Source organism: Bradyrhizobium sp. USDA 241 (assembly GCF_049739505.1).
Lineage (GTDB): Bacteria > Pseudomonadota > Alphaproteobacteria > Rhizobiales > Xanthobacteraceae > Bradyrhizobium > Bradyrhizobium liaoningense.
In genome coordinates this window covers 4078695-4094099 of the sequence record NZ_JBMGPZ010000005.1, presented here as the reverse complement: position 1 = coordinate 4094099, position 15405 = coordinate 4078695, and the positions used below count along the sequence as shown (strand labels likewise).

The following is a 15405-nucleotide window of genomic DNA, read 5'->3' as shown; positions in this document are numbered from 1 at the left end:
ACGATGGCCGCTCGCCACGACAGCTTGGGACAAGCTACGACCGGTTGGGTTCGTCGAGCTCATTGCACCAAGCCCCGCAATTGCCGCCCCGCCCAAGACTGGGTAATCTGCCCTTCGGGTCGGCCCCGTCAGGCGGACGCGGCTCGGATCAGGGAGGCAGACAATGGCCAAGCAAAAGGCATCAAGGCCCGCAACGAAGACCGCGGTGAAGAAGCGGAGCGGCGTCAAGGCAGCGGCGCGATCCCCGGCGCGCGCGGCGGTGAAGGCGAAGGCGCGCACCGTCGCTCCGAAGAAGCCCGTGCGGCCGAAGCAGCGTATCGCCGTCAGCCATCACCGCGAGGAAGACTTCAAGGCCGACGGCCTGCGTGCCTATGCCAGCTACCGCGATCTCGGCATCGCCGACGCGACCCATGGCCTCGCGCAGGCACATGTGATCCGCTTGCAGGGCCCCTGCAATCCGGCCGAGGTGTCCAAGCTCCACTATCACGACGTCGAATTCCAGATGGTCTACGTGCTCAAGGGCTGGGTGAAGACCTATATGGACGGGCAGGGCGAGACCCTGATGAAGCAAGGCAGCGCCTGGACCCAGCCGCCGAAGATCAGGCACATGATCCTGGACTATTCGGACGACGTGGAACTGCTGGAGGTGATCCTGCCGGCGGAGTTCAAGACGGTGGAGCTGAAGGCTTGATGTCATTACGGGGCGCGACGAAGTCGCGCCCCGTAATGACGAGTGGGGAGAGTCTACGCCAACACCCCCACCATCGCTCCCATCAGACACGTCGTCAGCGTGCCCGATACGATCGACTTCAGGCCCAGCGCATTGATTTCCTCGCGCCGCTCCGGCGCCATCACGCCCAGGCCGCCGATCATGATGCCGAGGCTGGCGAAATTGGCGAAGCCGCACATCGCGTAGAGCATGATCAGGCGCGAGCGCGGGTCGAGCGCGCCGGGTGGCAGCTTCGAGAAGTCGACATAGGCGATCAATTCGTTGAGCACGGTCTTGGTGCCCATCAGGCTGCCGGCGGTGATCGCCTGATCCCACGGCAATCCCATCAGCCAGCACACCGGCGCCATGACGAGACCGAGCAGGCGCTGCAGCGAGATCGCGGCGCCGCCAATGTTCGGCAGGAGGCCGAGCATGGCGTTGACGAGATAGACCAGCGCCACCAGCACCAGCAGCATGGCGACGATGTTGAGCAACAATTCGAGGCCGGCCGTGGTGCCCTTCACGATCGCATCCATCGTGCCGGATACATCCATCTCCGGATCCTCCAGCGCGCCGCCGGTGCGCTTGTCTGAGGTCTCGGGCACCATAATCAGGCTGACCAGGATCGCGGCCGGCGCGCCCAGCACCGAGGCGATGACGAAATGCGCGGCGGCGTCGGGGATGAGGGGAGCAAGCAGCGTCGCATAGAGCACCAGCACCGTGCCGGCGATGCCGGCCATGCCGCCGGTCATCACCAGGAACAACTCGCTGCGGGTCATCTGTGCCAGATAGGGCCGCACGAACAGCGGTGCCTCGACCATGCCGAGGAAGACATTCGCGGCGGTCGACAGCCCGACGGCGCCGCCGACGCCGAGCGTGCGCTCAAGCAGCCAGGCCATGCCGCGCACGATCGGTGGCAGCACGTGCCAATAGAACAGCAGCGTCGTCAGCACGCTCATCACCAGCACGATCGGCAGCGCCTGGAACGCCAGGATGAAATCGGCGCCGGGTACCTTCAGATCAAATGGCAGGGCGCCGCCGCCGATATAGCCGAACACGAAGGCGGAGCCGGCGCGGGAGGCCGCGGAGATCGCGCCGACCGCGTCGTTGATGGTACCGAACGCATGCGCGACGACCGGCAGCTTCAGCAGCACGACCGCGGTGACGAAGGTCGCGGCGAGGCCGATCGCCGCTTGGCGCAGCGAGACCGCGCGACGATTTTCACTGAGCGCCCAGGCGATCAGCAGCAATGCGAAAATGCCCAGTGCCGATTGCAGCCGCAGCATGATGTCCCCGAACCCTCGGCGATTATGGCCGCACCGGCCTTGCAAAGGCAATGCCGGCAAGCCGCAGAAAGCGTCCCGCTGTAGACAAGCAGGTCCGCCTCAGTCGCGCGGCTCACGTCGAGATCAGGGCCCAAGCCGATTAGGGTGACCCAGGGGACGACGCCAGAGCAGCCAACAGATCGCGATCGCGCTGCTCTGGATGAAGCTGTTTCCGACGCTGCGAAAGGTGGAGCGCCTGGAGTAGGGGACGACCGGCGGCGACACCGTTTCCGGATTGCTAACGCCGCCGCGGGCTTTTTCCGCTGTCATTGACCGCGGATTAAGCGCGCTTTGCTATCATCCCGGCATGATCCGGATCGGACCGCGCCAGTTCGAAGTGCCGATGTGGCTGTGGGTGGCCGTGCCGCTCGCATGGGCGATATATGCCGCGTACGGCTCTATCATTTATCTGCGCATTGCAAACCTTCCCGACGGATACTTCCTCCTGACCATGAAGCTCGGTGCGGGAGGAGCGCTGGCGGGCTTTTTCTTCTCCGATCTTGCGCGCCGGTCGATCCTTCCCTGGTACGATCTGATTGTCCTGGCGGTGGCGAGCTTTGCGGCATCGTCGCTAGCGATCGACTGGCTGGTGGTTGCCGTGGGGGAAGTGCCCAGCTTCATCGCCGGAGTTGTGATCAGAGCAGCGATGTCGATCGGTGTGGAGTTTAACGGCGCACGGCTGTTGTTCGCGACAAACACGATCGTACTGATCGGCTGTGGCCTCATCCTGGCGCTGCTGCTCACCCTTGCCAGCCGCTACTTGCTTGGGCTTCCGTGGTGGGCTGCGGATACACGTCGCGAATTCCAGGCAAATCTGGTCGGCGCATATGTCTGGCTAACGATCGCGTTCGGTGGCTATCTTGCCATTCGCTTCGCGTATCAGCTGCCGCTCGGTCATCCCGCCAGTGCCGTGCCGCGCTGGCTGCCCGTCGCCGGTGCTTGCCTCAGTGCGATTGCGGCGCTCACCGTGCAGCTATGGCTTGCCCATTGCGTGCGTCGCCAAGAACGTAACCCTCGCCATAGTTTGAAGATTGGGGCGTTGGCAGCGGCCTGTGCCGTCGCGTGGTTCTACAGCCCCGGCATATTCGGCCACGCAGGCCTCAAGCTCATGAACAACCAGGTACGCCCCGCTCTACGCGCACTGCACATCCTGCCCACGCCCGATATCGCCGTTGCCGGATATCGCGTCGACGTTCCTTATCACGAGGTCGGAGTCTTCATGGGTCCTGCAATGCCCGACGGCGCGACGTCGTTTGTCGTGGTACCGTTGCCTGACGAATACGGGTTAAGCTCGAGCAGCCGCAATCCGCAGGTTCACATCGCGCGGCGCGACATCACGCTGCGGGAGATGACCAGGTTCTTCTGGTTCGATTCCCGAAAGGAGCTCGGCGAAATGCAAGCCACACGGCGCGGCGAGGACGCCGTCGTTCGAGTTCCGCTCGGCGCGATAGCCGCCCTCGCGTTTCGCAGCGACGAGTATCCTCTGGTGGACGTCAAGCTCATTGGATTTGATGCCGCGGTCCCGACGGAAGCGGCGGAGCAGGCGTTGCGTCGGTTTCTGCGCGAACGCCTGCAGCGCGTGAGCGGCTAGCCCCGTCCGACGAAAGGCATCTTGGTCGCCATCACCGTCATGGTCAGCACGTTGGCGTCGAGCGGCAGGCCGGCCATGTAGGCGACGGCGTCGCCGACTGCCTTGGCGTCCATGCGCGGCTCGTGCTTGGTGGTGCCATCGGGCTGCAGCACGCCGGGGCCGTTGACCATGCGGTCGGTCATCGGGGTCGCGGCATTGCCGATGTCGACCTGGCCGACCGCGATGTCGTACATGCGGCCGTCGAGATTGCTGGCCTTGGTCAGGCCGGTGATGGCGTGCTTGGTCGAGGTATAGGCCGCCGAGAACGGTCGCGGCGCATGCGCCGAGATCGAGCCATTGTTGATGATGCGGCCGCCGCGCGGGGTCTGGTCCTTCATGATGCGGAAGGCATGCTGGGTGCATAGGAACGGGCCGGTGAGGTTGGTGTTCACCACCGCCTGCCACTGTTCGAGGCTGAGGTCCTCGAAGTTCACGGCAGGGGCGCCCATGCCGGCATTGTTGAAGAGCACGTCGAGCCGGCCGTAGGTCGCCTTCACCTTGTCGAACAGCGCAGCGATGGAGTCCGGCTTGGTCATGTCAGCGGTGACGCAAACGCTTTTACCGGCGGGGCCGAGCTTTGCCGTCTCCTCGAGCATGTCGAGCCGGCGCCCTGCGAGCACCACGGTGAAGCCGGTGTTCATCAGCGCCAGCGACGCGGCGCGCCCGACACCGGTGCCGGCGCCGGTCACCAATGCGATCTTTTTCGCTTCACTCATCGTTTCCTGCCTTTTCTCTTCTGCTGTCAGGTTTTGGGTTCTTTTTCGTTCTTGTAGGGCGGGCGCGGAATGTTCTGGTGCGCAGCGCGCAACGCCGCCGACCAGCGCGAGCGCAAATCGTGGAAATAAGGCTCGCCCGCTTCGATGCGGTGGTTGAGATCGGCTTCGCAGGCGTCCGTGCGTACCACCAGCACGTCGATCGGCAGGCCGACGCCGAGGTTCGAGCGCATGGTCGAGTCCATCGAGATCAGGCCGGTCTTCAGCGCCTCGTAGAGCTCGACGTCGTAATGCATGGCGCGGTCGAGCACCGGCTTGCCGTATTTGTGCTCCCCGATCTGCAGGTAGGGCGTATCGGTGGTGCACTCGATGAAATTGCCGGCGGTGTAGACCATGAACAGACGCATGCGCGCGCCCTTGATCTGGCCGCCGAACAGGAAGGAGACGTCGAACGACACGTCCTCGGATTTCAGCGCCGGTCCCTCGGTCGCATGCACCGCCCGGATCGCCCGGCCGATGCGCTGGGCGGCCTGGAACATGGTCGGCGCGTTCATCAGCGTCTCGATTTCGCCCGTGTTGGGGTCTTCCAGGCCTTCGGTCAGGGTGGAGAGCACCGATTGGCTGATGGCGAGGTTGCCGGCGCTGGCGATCGCCATGATGCGCTCGCCGGGCTTGGAGAAGATGTGCAGCTTGCGGAAGGTCGAGACGTTGTCGAGGCCGGCATTGGTGCGGGTGTCGGCGATCATCACCAGACCGTCCTGAACCAGGATTCCGCAACAATAGGTCATTTCCAGTCCCCGAACGCGTTTGCGCGGAATTACTAGCCAATTTCAGGGAGCCATGAAACCCCCGATTCCCGCGGGGGAAGGCTGTCATTCCGGGCCCGCGCTGCGCGCGCCCCGGAATGACAGTCAGCTCTTGTCGCTCAATCCACTGCATCGACGAGAAACGCCTCGTCGACCGGCACGCCAAGCCCCGTCACCAGCCGGTTTGTCTCCGCAGCCATGCCGACGATGGCGAGCAGCTCGCCATATTCGGCCTCGGTCATGCCCTTGGCCCGTGCGGCGGCCGTGTGCGAATGGATGCAGTAGCTGCAGCCATGGGCGATCGAAACCGCGACGTAGAGCATTTCCTTGGTCTTGGGGTCGAGCGCACCCGGACCCATCACGTCCTTGATGCTGTTCCAGGTCCGCCGCAGCGTCTTCGGATCATGCGCCAGCGCCCGCCAGAAATTGTTGACGAAATCCGACTTCCGCACCATTCGGATGTCGTCGAAAACGGCGCGCGCGTCGGCGGAGAGTTCGTCATCCGAAAGCAGTTTTACAGTCGCCATGGGCTACCTCGCTGGTCTGATCTGATCCTGCGATTGTAGCACGGCGCATGCGCTCGTCCGGCAGCATCTAGCTCTGCCGCTGGGACTGCGATTGCGACTGCCCGCTGCGGCCGGTCTGCTCGACCTTCACGGCCACCGCCAGCGTTTCCGTGCCGCCGCCATAACGCGTGCCACGCACCGGGGCCGCGCCGAGATAGTCGAGCCCGATCGCAACGCGCACATGGGCGTCGGTGGCGCAGATGCTGTTGGCGGGATCGAAGCCGACCCAGCCGAGATCGGGCACGTAAGCCTCCGCCCAGGCATGGCCGGCCTCCTGATGCACCGAGTCGTCCGATCGCAGAAAGTGCCCGGAGACGAAGCGCGCCGGTACGCCGCCGGCGCGGGCGCAGGCGATGAAGATGTGCGCGTAATCCTGGCAGACCCCGCGCTTGAGCGCGAACGCCTCCGCCGCGGACGTGCCACTGTTGGTGGGGTCTTCGTCGAACGTCATGTGATCGGCAATCTGCGTCATCAGCGTGTGCAGGAAGCCAAGCGTGTCGCTCTCGGCCTCGCTGCGCAACTGGCGCGCAACCGCCGTCATCGCCGGATTGACGGAGGTGAGGTCGGTGGAGCGCAGGAACATCCCGGCCGGGAAACGCTCGTCCGTGCCGCGCAGCACGCCGCCGGTGTCGTGGGTCTCGATCAGCCCTTCGGCGGTGATCTGGATGTCGCCGACGGGTCCGCAGGACAGCACGTGGGTGACGTTGCCGAACGCGTCCTCATGCATGTCGAGCTTGGTGTCGGTGGAGACGTCGATCTGCCACTCCGCGACGTATTGCCCGTCATGACTGCCAGGCGTCATGCGCAGGATCTGGATCACGCTGGTGGCCGGCGGCTCGTAGCGATAGGTCGTGATGTGCTGGATTCGCAGGCGCATGGTGTTTTGATTCCGTCATTCCGGGATGGCGCGAAGCGCCAGACCCGGAATCTCGAGATTCCGGGTTCGATGCTTCGCATCGCCCCGGAACGACGAAAGGTGAAGGTTTCAGTCTCGGCTAGATCAAATACTGCTTCGTGATGATTTCGCCCAGCCTGGAATTGTCCGTGATGAATTCCTGAATGAATTCATGCACGCCATGCTGGAAAATGTCGTTCATATTGCTGTGTTCCAGCCGGTTGCGGATGCCGCGGGCGTGGCGCTGGGCCGGGCCCTGGCGGCCATAGGCGACGCCGATCTGGTCGAGGTTGCGCACGAGGTTGCCGTAGCAGCTGGCGAGCGAGCGCGGCAGCGTGTCGTTGAGGATGAGCAGATCCGCGATCAGCCACGGCTTCAGCGTCTCGCGATAGACCCAGTGATAGGCGGTCAGCGCCGAGACCGAGCGCAGGATCGAGCTCCATTGATAGAAGTCGAGCGGGCCGCCGACATGCTCCTCCTCGGGCAACAGCACGTGATATTTCACGTCGAGAATGCGCGCGGTGTTGTCGGCGCGCTCCAGATGCACACCCATGCGCGAGAACCAGTACGCGTCGTTGCGCAGCATGGTCCGGTAGGCCGAGCCGTCGAAGCGCAGCGAGGTCTCCTGCACGAAGCGCAGGAATTTGGCGAGATCCTCGCGCGTCGAGGCACCCTTGCTCCAAACCGCCTGAAGCTCGATCCAGGCCGAGTTGATGGTGTCCCACATCTCGCTGGTGAGCGCGGTGCGCACCGAGCGCGAGTTCAGCCGCGCCGCCTCGATGCAGTTCCTGATCGAAGACGGATTGTTCGGCGAGAACGAGAGATACTCGACGACGTTGTGCTCGTTGGCCTCCTCGTAGGTCTGATAGAAGCTGGCGGCGACCCCGGCGGTGAGCAGCGCCGAATCCCATTCATTGGTCTTGCCGATATAGGCGGCGGGAAGCGCGGTGACGCGCAGCGTCGCATCGATGGTGCGCGCGAGATACTCGGCCCGTTCGACGTAGCGGGCGAGCCAGTAGAGGTTTTCGGCGGTACGCGACAGCATCTCTCTACTCGTCCAGGATCCAGGTGTCTTTGGTGCCGCCGCCCTGGCTTGAATTCACCACCAGGGAGCCTTCCTTGAGCGCGACCCGTGTGAGTCCGCCCGGCACGATGGTGGTGCTCTTGCTGCCCGTCAGCACGAAGGGCCGCAAGTCGACATGGCGCGGGGCGAGGCCGGATGCGGTGCAGGTCGGGCAGGTCGACAGCGCCAGCGTCGGCTGCGCGATGAAACCTTCCGGCTCGCGCTTGAGCTTGTCGCGGAAAGCTTCGATCGTCGCCTTGGTCGCAGCGGGGCCGATCAGCATGCCGTAGCCGCCGGAGCCGTGCACTTCCTTGACGACGAGCTCGCTCAGATTGTCCAGCACATAGGCGAGGTCCTTCGGCTCGCGGCAGCGCCAGGTCGGCACGTTCTTCAGGATCGGCTCCTCGCCGAGATAGAACTTCACGATATCAGGCATGTAGGAGTAGATCGCCTTGTCGTCGGCGATGCCGGTGCCGACGGCGTTGGCGAGCGTGATGTTGCCGGCCGCGTAGGCCGACATCAGCCCGGGCACGCCGAGCACGGAGTCGGGTCGGAAGGTGAGGGGATCGAGGAAATCGTCGTCGACACGGCGGTAGATGACGTCGACCCGCTTCAGCCCTTCCGTCGTCCGCATGAACACTTCGTTGTTCTTGACGATGAGGTCACGGCCTTCGACCAGCTCGATGCCGAGCTTGTCGGCGAGGAACGAGTGCTCGTAATAGGCCGAGTTGTAGACGCCGGGCGTGAGCAGGGCGACGGTCGGCTCGCTGGATGCGCTCAGCGGCGCGACCGAGCGCAGGGCTGCGAGCAGCTCGTCCGGATAGCGCTCGACCGGCGCCACCCTGTGGCGGGCGAACAGATCCGGAAACAGCCGCATCATGATCTCGCGGTTCTCCAGCATGTAGGACACGCCCGAGGGGGTGCGGGCGTTGTCCTCCAGCACGATGAAGTCCTCGGCGTCGACCCGGACGATGTCGATGCCGGCGATGTGCACGTAGACGTCGTGCGGCACCTGCTGGCCGTTCATCTCGGGGCGGAACACCGGGTTCTGGAAGATCAGGTCGTCGGGCACGATCTCGGCGCGGAGGATGTCGCGGCCGTGATAGATGTCGCGCAGGAACATGTTGAGCGCGCGCACGCGCTGCTTCAGGCCCTTCTCCAGTCGCGCCCATTCCTTGCCGGACATGATCCGCGGGATCACGTCGAACGGAATCAGGCGCTCGGTCGACTCGGAATCGCCGTAGACCGCGAAGGTAATGCCGATCCGGCGGAACAGGAGCTCGGCCTCCTGACGCCGATATTCGAGGGCTTCGGGCGGCGTTTCCTTGAGCCAGCGCGCCAGCTCCTGATAGGCGGGGCGAAGGTCTCCGCCGGGAATATTCATTTCGTCAAACGCGACTGCCATAGAATCCGACTGTTCTCCCCCAGGCGTTGCGCCATTGATCAGGTCGTTTCGGCCTTGCTGAAGACCGCAACGTCCTGTGGCCATGCCGTGAGAGTGCATGACTTCCCTAGGAGGTAGCAAGGGCCGGGCCAGCGCGATAAGCATGGAGGAGGGGCATTTGCCGGGGACGGCCGGCGGCTTGCCTGAAAAAATGGCTGAGGACTGCTTATTTCAGAAGCAAAACCGCGTGACTTCAACGCGTTACCTCGGCAAAGTTGGCGTCACAGGTGAGGGACTTAAGGCATGAGCGACATCGTCACGGCGGGCATCCTGGTCATTGGGGACGAAATCCTGTCCGGCCGGACCAAGGACAAGAATATCGGCTTCATCGCCGAATATCTGACCAATATCGGCATCGACCTGAAGGAAGTCCGGATCGTCTCCGACGACGAGGCCGACATCATCGCCGCCCTGGACGCACTGCGGCATCGCTACACCTACGTCTTCACCACGGGTGGCATCGGACCGACGCATGACGACATCACCGCCGATGCCGTGGCCAAGGCGTTCGGCGTCGGTATCGACCATCACCCGGAGGTCGTCGCCCGCTTCCGCGAGCGCTGGAGCGAGCAGGACCTCAACGAGGCCCGCCTGCGCATGGCCCGCATCCCCGACGGTGCCGAGCTGATCCAGAGCGCGACCATCCTCGCTCCCGGCTTCAAGATCGGCAACGTCATCGTCATGGCCGGCGTGCCGTCGATCATGCAGGCGATGATGGACATCGTCTCGCCCAAGCTGAAATCGGGCGTGCGCATGCTCTCCGAATCGGTCCGCGCCAATGCGCGCGAGGGCGATATCGGCAGCCCGCTGCGGGCGATCGCCACGGCCCATCCCGACACCATCATCGGCAGCTATCCCTTCATGGACGAGGAGCAGAAGCCGAACACCAATCTGGTGGTGCGCTCGCGCGATCCGGAGAAGCTCGCCGCGGCGATGGCGGCGGTGAAGGAAATGCTGGCGGGATTGAACATCACCCGCTAGCAGAAGACGCTCGAGACGAATGGAGACGACGATGGGTGAAGCACCGGAACTGAGCGCGCAGGAGCGCGCGGGCAGGCCTTTTCCGGTTTCGTGGGACCAGTTCCACCGGGATTGCCGGGCGCTCACCTGGCGACTGAACGAAGTCGGCCCGTTCCATGCAGTGATTGCGATTACCCGCGGCGGCCTGGTGCCGGCGGCGATCGTGGCACGCGAGCTCGGCGTGCGAGTCATCGATACCGTCTGCATCGCCAGCTACGACCACACCAAGCAGGGCGAGCTGAAGGTGCTCAAGGGCATCTCGGACGAGGTGATGAAGCTCGGCGGCGGCACCGGCAGGGGCCTCCTGATCGTCGACGATCTCGTCGACACCGGCAAGACCGGCAAGCTGGTGCGCGAGATGCTGCCGGAGGCCCATTTCGCCACCGTCTACGCCAAGCCGATGGGACGCCCGCTGGTCGACACTTTCATCACGGAAGTGTCGCAGGACACCTGGATCTTCTTCCCCTGGGACACCGCGTTGTCCTATCACCCGCCGCTACGCGACGGGGCGGCGTAACCAGAGCGAGTGGCGAGTAGCGAATGGCGAGTAGCACTGTCCCCACTCGCCATTCGCCGTTCGCCACTCGCCCCCTTCAGAACCGCGTCACGCCCACCGGCGATATCATCGCCACCCCGCATCGCGGCCTGTTCACCGGCAATCGCGGCATCATCCACGATCCCGCCACCAAGACGCTGCTGAACAAGCGCTGGTCGTCGCCGGCCTGGCTGACCTGCGTGTGCGAGTTCCGCGGCCGCCGCCGCGAGGTGATGGCGAACCGAAGCTGGACCGAGCTGTTCTTCCTAGATGAAGCCACCGCGCTCGCCGCCGGCCATCGTCCCTGCTTCTTCTGCCGCCGCGACGACGCCAAACGGTTTCGCGCCGCCTGGGAGAAGGGCAATCGCCTCCACGATGTCCGCATGCACGATATCGATGAGGTCCTGCATCGCGAGCGGCTAGATCACGGCCGGAAGCGACTTCATGAGCTCGTGATGCCGATCGAGCGAAGCCAGTTTTCTAGTGACAAGGGGCAGGGCGCTGCGATGGTCGCCGGCGGGCTATGCCGGTGCTCAGGGGCGGCTCGACAACGCCAAGCTCTTGACGCCGCCCTCGACGGTGCGTGCGCTGAGCGCGGGTTATCAGCCCAGGCTGCATCCGACGGCACTCGGCTAGACGTGTACCATGAATTCCGATCGTGCTGCGCCGCCCGTATTCCTCATATTGCGAACTGTCGAGGCGCGGCGACATCTTATTGCTCTTGCGGGCAAGTCGTTCCGGCGACGGCTATATCGCCTTTATAACATCGTCCTGACGGTCCCATCGATCGGCTATACCCGGCAGCTTACCTTCTCGTGCAACATCGAGGAGAGTCAAATGCTGAACTTTCTGACCCGCATTGACAGATACATGACGAGCAACATGCACGAGCACGGCCAATATCTGCTCGGGCTGAAGTCGCTCGACGACGATGCTTGCAAGAGCGATCACCAGCAAGGCGCCGTCAGAACGCTCGAGCCCGCGCCCGGAACCGGTACGTCGCTGCTGCGCAAGTAGGGTGTCTCACCCCAGCTTCTCGCGCGCCAGCGCGGCGCCGGCGCCGAGCGCCATCAGCTTGGCTTCGGCGATCTCCCGCCGCATCGGCGCCATGCCACAATTGGTGGTGGCGATGATGTTGCTCTTGGGCACGAATTTCGCCACCGCGTCGATCACCTTCACGACGTCCTCGGCGGTCTCCACCGTGTCGCTGGCGACGTCGATCACGCCGGCCTGCACGATCTTGGTCTTGAGCAGCGCCAGGAGGTCGAGTGGCACCTTGGAATTGCGGCACTCGATCGCAACCTGCTGGATCGGGCTCGCGTCGATTGCCGGGAAGATCTGCTCGTACTGCCGCCATTGCGCGCCGAGTGTTTCCTTCCAGTCGGTGTTGGCCTTGATGCCGTAGCCGTAGCAGATGTGGACCGCGGTAGTGCAAGTGAGGCCCTGCGCCGCGCGCTCCAGCGCCTTGATGCCCCAGTCGTTGACCTCGTCCATGTAGACGTTGAAGGCGGGCTCGTCGAACTGCACGAGATCGACGCCGTCGGCCTGCAACGCCTTGGCCTCCTCGTTGAGCAGCTCGGCGAAGGCAAAGGCCATCTTCACGCGGTCGCCATAGTAGCGATCCGCAATGGTGTCGATGATGGTCATTGGGCCGGGCAGGGTGAACTTCAACTTCTTCCTGGTATGTGTGCGCGCCACGCGCGCCTCGAAAGCATGGACGCGTCCCCTCAGCCGGAGCGGGGCGACCACCTGCGGCACCATTGCCTTATAGCGGTCCTTGCGGATGCCCATCTCGACCTTGTGGGCGAAGTCGATGCCTTCGATCTTCTCCAGGAAACCGTGGACGAAATGCTGGCGGGCCTGCTCGCCCTCGGTGACGATGTCGATGCCGGCGTCCTCCTGGATCTTCAGCCAGATCAGCGTCGCATCGCGCTTGGCCCGGAGCAGCTCGTCGCCTTGCGCCTTCCAGGGCGCCCAGAGCATATTGGGCTCGGCCAGCCATTCCGGCTTCGGCAAGGAGCCGGCGATCGTGGTTGGAAACAGCATGGCGGCCCTCCCGGCAGGTTGTGTTGCGCCTCTTCCTGCCATGACTTAACGTCAAGGTACAGAACAACAAAAGTCGCTCTCTATTCCGACGGCGATGACAGGGAAGGCCCAAAGGAAAGGCCAGGGGAAAGGTCGTGATCGATCTCTATTACGCGCCGACGCCGAACGGCTGGAAAATCTCGATCATGCTGGAGGAACTCGGGCTTCCCTACAGCGTGAAGCCCGTGAACATCCGCGCTGGCGAGCAGTTCAGCCCCGAATTTCTGGCGATCTCTCCGAACAACCGCATTCCCGCAATCGTCGATCACGATCCTGCCGACGGCGGGCCTCCGTTCTCGGCCTTCGAGACCGGCGCCATCCTGATCTATCTCGCGGACAAGACCGGACGGTTCTTGCCGACGGACTTGCGCGGGCGCTCGACCACCATCCAATGGGTGATGTGGCAGATGGCCGGGCTGGGACCGATGCTCGGCCAGCATGGACATTTTGCGCTCTATGCCGCTGAGAAGATCCCTTACGCGATCGAGCGCTATCGCGACGAGGCGGCGCGGCTCTACGGCGTGCTCGATCGCCAGCTCGGCAAGACTGGGGCCTATGTCGCCGGTGACTATTCCATCGCCGACATCGCCTGCTTCCCCTGGACCATGACTCACAAGGCGCAGGGTTTTACGCTCGACGACTATCCGAACGTGAAACGCTGGTATGCCGAGGTTCGTGCGAGGCCACAGGTGCAGGCGGGGCTTGCGATCGGCAAATTCGTCAAAGAGCCGTTCGACGAGGAATCACGCAAGATCATGTTTGGCCAGCGTGCGAAGGAAGTGCTGGGAAAGACGTAGTGCCCGTTCCTCACGGTGAGGAGCGCCGCAGGCGCGTCTCGAACCATGAAGGCCCGACTATCGCGGGTGGCCATCCTTCGAGACGGCCGCTCCGCAGCCTCCTCAGGATGAGGTCCGTCAGCAAAGGAAACGCCATGATCGAATTCTTCTTCGACTGTTCCAGCCCCTGGACCTATCTCGCCTTCCACAACATCCAGCCGCTGGCGAAGGAACTAGGCGCCGAGATCGTCTGGCGGCCGATCCTGGTCGGCGGCATCTTCAACACGGTCAACCCGAGCGTCTACGCGCAGCGCGAAAAGCCGGTGCCGCTGAAGGCGCGCTACATGACGAAGGACCTTCAGGACTGGGCGCGCTCGGCGGGCCTTGCGATCAAGATGCCGCCGACCGTGTTCCCCGTGAACAGCGTCAAGGCCATGCGCGGCTGCATCTGGCTCGGCAAAGACATCGTGCCGTTTGCGACTGCCGTCTTCGAGGCCTATTGGGGCGAGGACAAGGATATTTCGCAGGATGCGGTGCTCGCCGAAATCTGCAGGAAAATCGGCATCGACGAGCAGAAATTCTTCGCCGGCATTTCGGAGCAGGGGATCAAGGATCAGCTCAAGGCCAATACCGAGGAGGTCGTCGCCCGCGGCGGCTTCGGCTCGCCGACGATCTTCGTGAACAAAACCGACATGTACTTCGGCAACGACCGCCTGCCGTTGATCCGCGAGGCACTGCTGCGCAGCAAGGCGAGCGCGGCTTGATGGTACGCGCTGTCGTGTGCCGCGCGCTCGGAGCGCCCGAGACGTTGCGGCTGGAGGAGTTTCCGCCCCGCGCCCTGAAGCCGGGCGAGGTGCGCGTTTCGATCCGCGCCGCTGGACTGAATTTCCCTGACGTGCTGATGGCCGCCGGCGAATACCAGCTCAAGCCCGAGCTGCCGTTCACGCCCGGGATGGAAGCTGCCGGCGATGTCACCGAGGTCGCACCGGAGGCAAGCGGCGTTTCGGTCGGCGACAAGGTCATCGTCAAGATGCGCCATGGGGCCTTTGCTGACGAAGTGGTGGTGACGCCGGCCCAACTCACGCCGATGCCGTCGACGTTCGACTACGCCGAGGCCGCGACCTATCTCGCCGGCCACGGCACGGCCTATCACGCGCTGATCGACCGCGGCCGGATCGAGCCGGGTGAGGTGCTGCTGGTGCATGGCGCCGGCGGCGGTGTCGGTCTTGCCGCGGTCGAGATCGGCAAGATGCTGGGCGCGATCGTGATCGCGACGGCCTCGAGCGACGAGAAGCTTGCGATTGCGAAATCGCGTGGCGCCGATCATCTCATCCGCTATGACCGCGAGCCGTTTCGCGATGCGGTCAAGCGTATCACCGACGGCCGAGGCGCGGACGTTGTGTTCGATCCGGTCGGCGGCCAGGTTTTTGAAGACTCCATGCGCTGCATCGCCTGGGGTGCGCGGCTGCTGGTGATCGGCTTTACCGGCGGCATCGGCTCGGCCAGGACCAATCTCCTGCTGATCAAGGGCGCCAGCGTCATTGGCGTGCGCGCCGGCGAAGCGGTGCGGAAAAATCCTGCGCTTGGCGAAGCGCGTCTCAAGGCACTGCTGCAATGGGCGGAGCAGGGCAAGCTGCGCCCCAACGTCTCGCACCGCCTGCCGCTGCAGGAGTTTGCGAAGGCGATGCGGCTGTTGATCGACCGCAAGGCGATCGGGCGCGTGGCGCTGGTGATGGAGTGACGGTGCCGTAGGGTGGGCAAAGCGAAGCGTGCCCACCATTCCGGTTTCGGTTGCTGATAGATGGTGGGCACGGCGCAAGAGCGCCTTTGCCCACCCT

The 15405-nt window shown here is 64.1% G+C and carries 16 protein-coding genes and 1 pseudogene; 9 read left to right on the top strand and 8 right to left on the bottom strand.

From position 1 onward, the window contains the following. Positions 1 to 163 precede the first annotated feature (163 nt). Positions 164 to 691 carry a cupin domain-containing protein gene (locus tag ABIF91_RS41665; RefSeq protein ID WP_028177338.1) on the top strand — a complete coding sequence of 176 codons (528 nt, stop codon included), beginning with the start codon at positions 164 to 166 and terminating at the stop codon, positions 689 to 691. Positions 692 to 744: 53 nt separating this feature from the next. Here ABIF91_RS41665 and ABIF91_RS41660 read toward each other — a convergent pair whose 3' ends face one another. Beyond that, positions 745 to 1995, bottom strand: coding sequence for a NupC/NupG family nucleoside CNT transporter (locus tag ABIF91_RS41660; RefSeq protein WP_028177337.1), 1251 nt, complete (start codon positions 1993 to 1995; stop codon positions 745 to 747). Between the two features lie 346 nt (positions 1996 to 2341). Here ABIF91_RS41660 and ABIF91_RS41655 point away from each other — a divergent pair, with 346 nt between their 5' ends. Beyond that, entirely contained in the window at positions 2342 to 3625 is a 1284-nt protein-coding gene (locus ABIF91_RS41655) for a hypothetical protein (protein WP_424579778.1), read from the top strand. On the opposite strand, the gene ABIF91_RS41650 is transcribed toward ABIF91_RS41655, so the two are convergent. The 6 genes from ABIF91_RS41650 to ABIF91_RS41625 all read right to left on the bottom strand — a co-directional run bounded on the left by ABIF91_RS41650 (position 3622) and on the right by ABIF91_RS41625 (position 9112). Beyond that, positions 3622 to 4380 (bottom strand): SDR family oxidoreductase, encoded by a 759-nt coding sequence (locus tag ABIF91_RS41650; protein ID WP_424579777.1) that lies wholly within the window; start codon positions 4378 to 4380, stop codon positions 3622 to 3624. The two genes, ABIF91_RS41655 and ABIF91_RS41650, sit on opposite strands and share 4 nt — an antisense overlap. Before the next feature lie 26 nt (positions 4381 to 4406). After that, positions 4407 to 5165: a proteasome-type protease gene (locus ABIF91_RS41645; protein WP_028177335.1), complete on the bottom strand. Its 759-nt coding sequence runs from the start codon at positions 5163 to 5165 to the stop codon at positions 4407 to 4409. A gap of 137 nt (positions 5166 to 5302) precedes the next feature. Further along, positions 5303 to 5710 (bottom strand): carboxymuconolactone decarboxylase family protein, encoded by a 408-nt coding sequence (locus ABIF91_RS41640; RefSeq protein ID WP_028177334.1) that lies wholly within the window; start codon positions 5708 to 5710, stop codon positions 5303 to 5305. 67 nt (positions 5711 to 5777) lie between these two features. Next, on the bottom strand, positions 5778 to 6626 hold the full coding sequence (locus ABIF91_RS41635) for a transglutaminase family protein (protein ID WP_028177333.1): 849 nt from the start codon (positions 6624 to 6626) through the stop codon (positions 5778 to 5780). 118 nt (positions 6627 to 6744) lie between these two features. Next, positions 6745 to 7689 carry an alpha-E domain-containing protein gene (locus ABIF91_RS41630; protein ID WP_028177332.1) on the bottom strand — a complete coding sequence of 315 codons (945 nt, stop codon included), beginning with the start codon at positions 7687 to 7689 and terminating at the stop codon, positions 6745 to 6747. A 4-nt stretch (positions 7690 to 7693) separates the two neighbouring features. Beyond that, positions 7694 to 9112, bottom strand: coding sequence for a circularly permuted type 2 ATP-grasp protein (locus tag ABIF91_RS41625; RefSeq protein WP_028177331.1), 1419 nt, complete (start codon positions 9110 to 9112; stop codon positions 7694 to 7696). Between the two features lie 282 nt (positions 9113 to 9394). Between ABIF91_RS41625 and ABIF91_RS41620 the strand changes: the two genes are divergently transcribed. From ABIF91_RS41620 to ABIF91_RS41605, 4 genes and pseudogenes are all read left to right on the top strand, one after another. Further along, on the top strand, positions 9395 to 10132 hold the full coding sequence (locus tag ABIF91_RS41620; protein ID WP_028177330.1) for a competence/damage-inducible protein A: 738 nt from the start codon (positions 9395 to 9397) through the stop codon (positions 10130 to 10132). Positions 10133 to 10151: 19 nt separating this feature from the next. Then, a complete protein-coding gene (gene gpt, locus ABIF91_RS41615; protein WP_424579776.1) occupies positions 10152 to 10688 on the top strand; it encodes a xanthine phosphoribosyltransferase in 537 nt (178 codons plus the stop codon). A 23-nt stretch (positions 10689 to 10711) separates the two neighbouring features. Next, a pseudogene (locus tag ABIF91_RS41610) lies at positions 10712 to 11342 on the top strand (hypothetical protein). A 9-nt stretch (positions 11343 to 11351) separates the two neighbouring features. Then, positions 11352 to 11723, top strand: coding sequence for a hypothetical protein (locus ABIF91_RS41605; protein ID WP_155251788.1), 372 nt, complete (start codon positions 11352 to 11354; stop codon positions 11721 to 11723). Between the two features lie 6 nt (positions 11724 to 11729). On the opposite strand, the gene ABIF91_RS41600 is transcribed toward ABIF91_RS41605, so the two are convergent. Then, positions 11730 to 12752 carry a methionine synthase gene (locus ABIF91_RS41600; protein WP_028177327.1) on the bottom strand — a complete coding sequence of 341 codons (1023 nt, stop codon included), beginning with the start codon at positions 12750 to 12752 and terminating at the stop codon, positions 11730 to 11732. 134 nt (positions 12753 to 12886) lie between these two features. Between ABIF91_RS41600 and ABIF91_RS41595 the strand changes: the two genes are divergently transcribed. The 3 genes from ABIF91_RS41595 (at position 12887) to ABIF91_RS41585 (ending at position 15308) form a co-directional block, all read left to right on the top strand. Further along, complete coding sequence (locus ABIF91_RS41595) at positions 12887 to 13588, top strand: glutathione S-transferase N-terminal domain-containing protein (RefSeq protein ID WP_028177326.1); 702 nt, start codon at positions 12887 to 12889, stop codon at positions 13586 to 13588. 134 nt (positions 13589 to 13722) lie between these two features. Then, the gene (locus tag ABIF91_RS41590) at positions 13723 to 14331 is read left to right on the top strand and encodes a 2-hydroxychromene-2-carboxylate isomerase (RefSeq protein WP_028177325.1); all 609 of its coding nucleotides are present in this window, start codon (positions 13723 to 13725) and stop codon (positions 14329 to 14331) included. Then, positions 14331 to 15308 (top strand): NADPH:quinone oxidoreductase family protein, encoded by a 978-nt coding sequence (locus ABIF91_RS41585; RefSeq protein WP_028177324.1) that lies wholly within the window; start codon positions 14331 to 14333, stop codon positions 15306 to 15308. The genes ABIF91_RS41590 and ABIF91_RS41585 overlap by 1 nt, the downstream gene beginning before the upstream one ends. Positions 15309 to 15405: the final 97 nt, after the last annotated feature.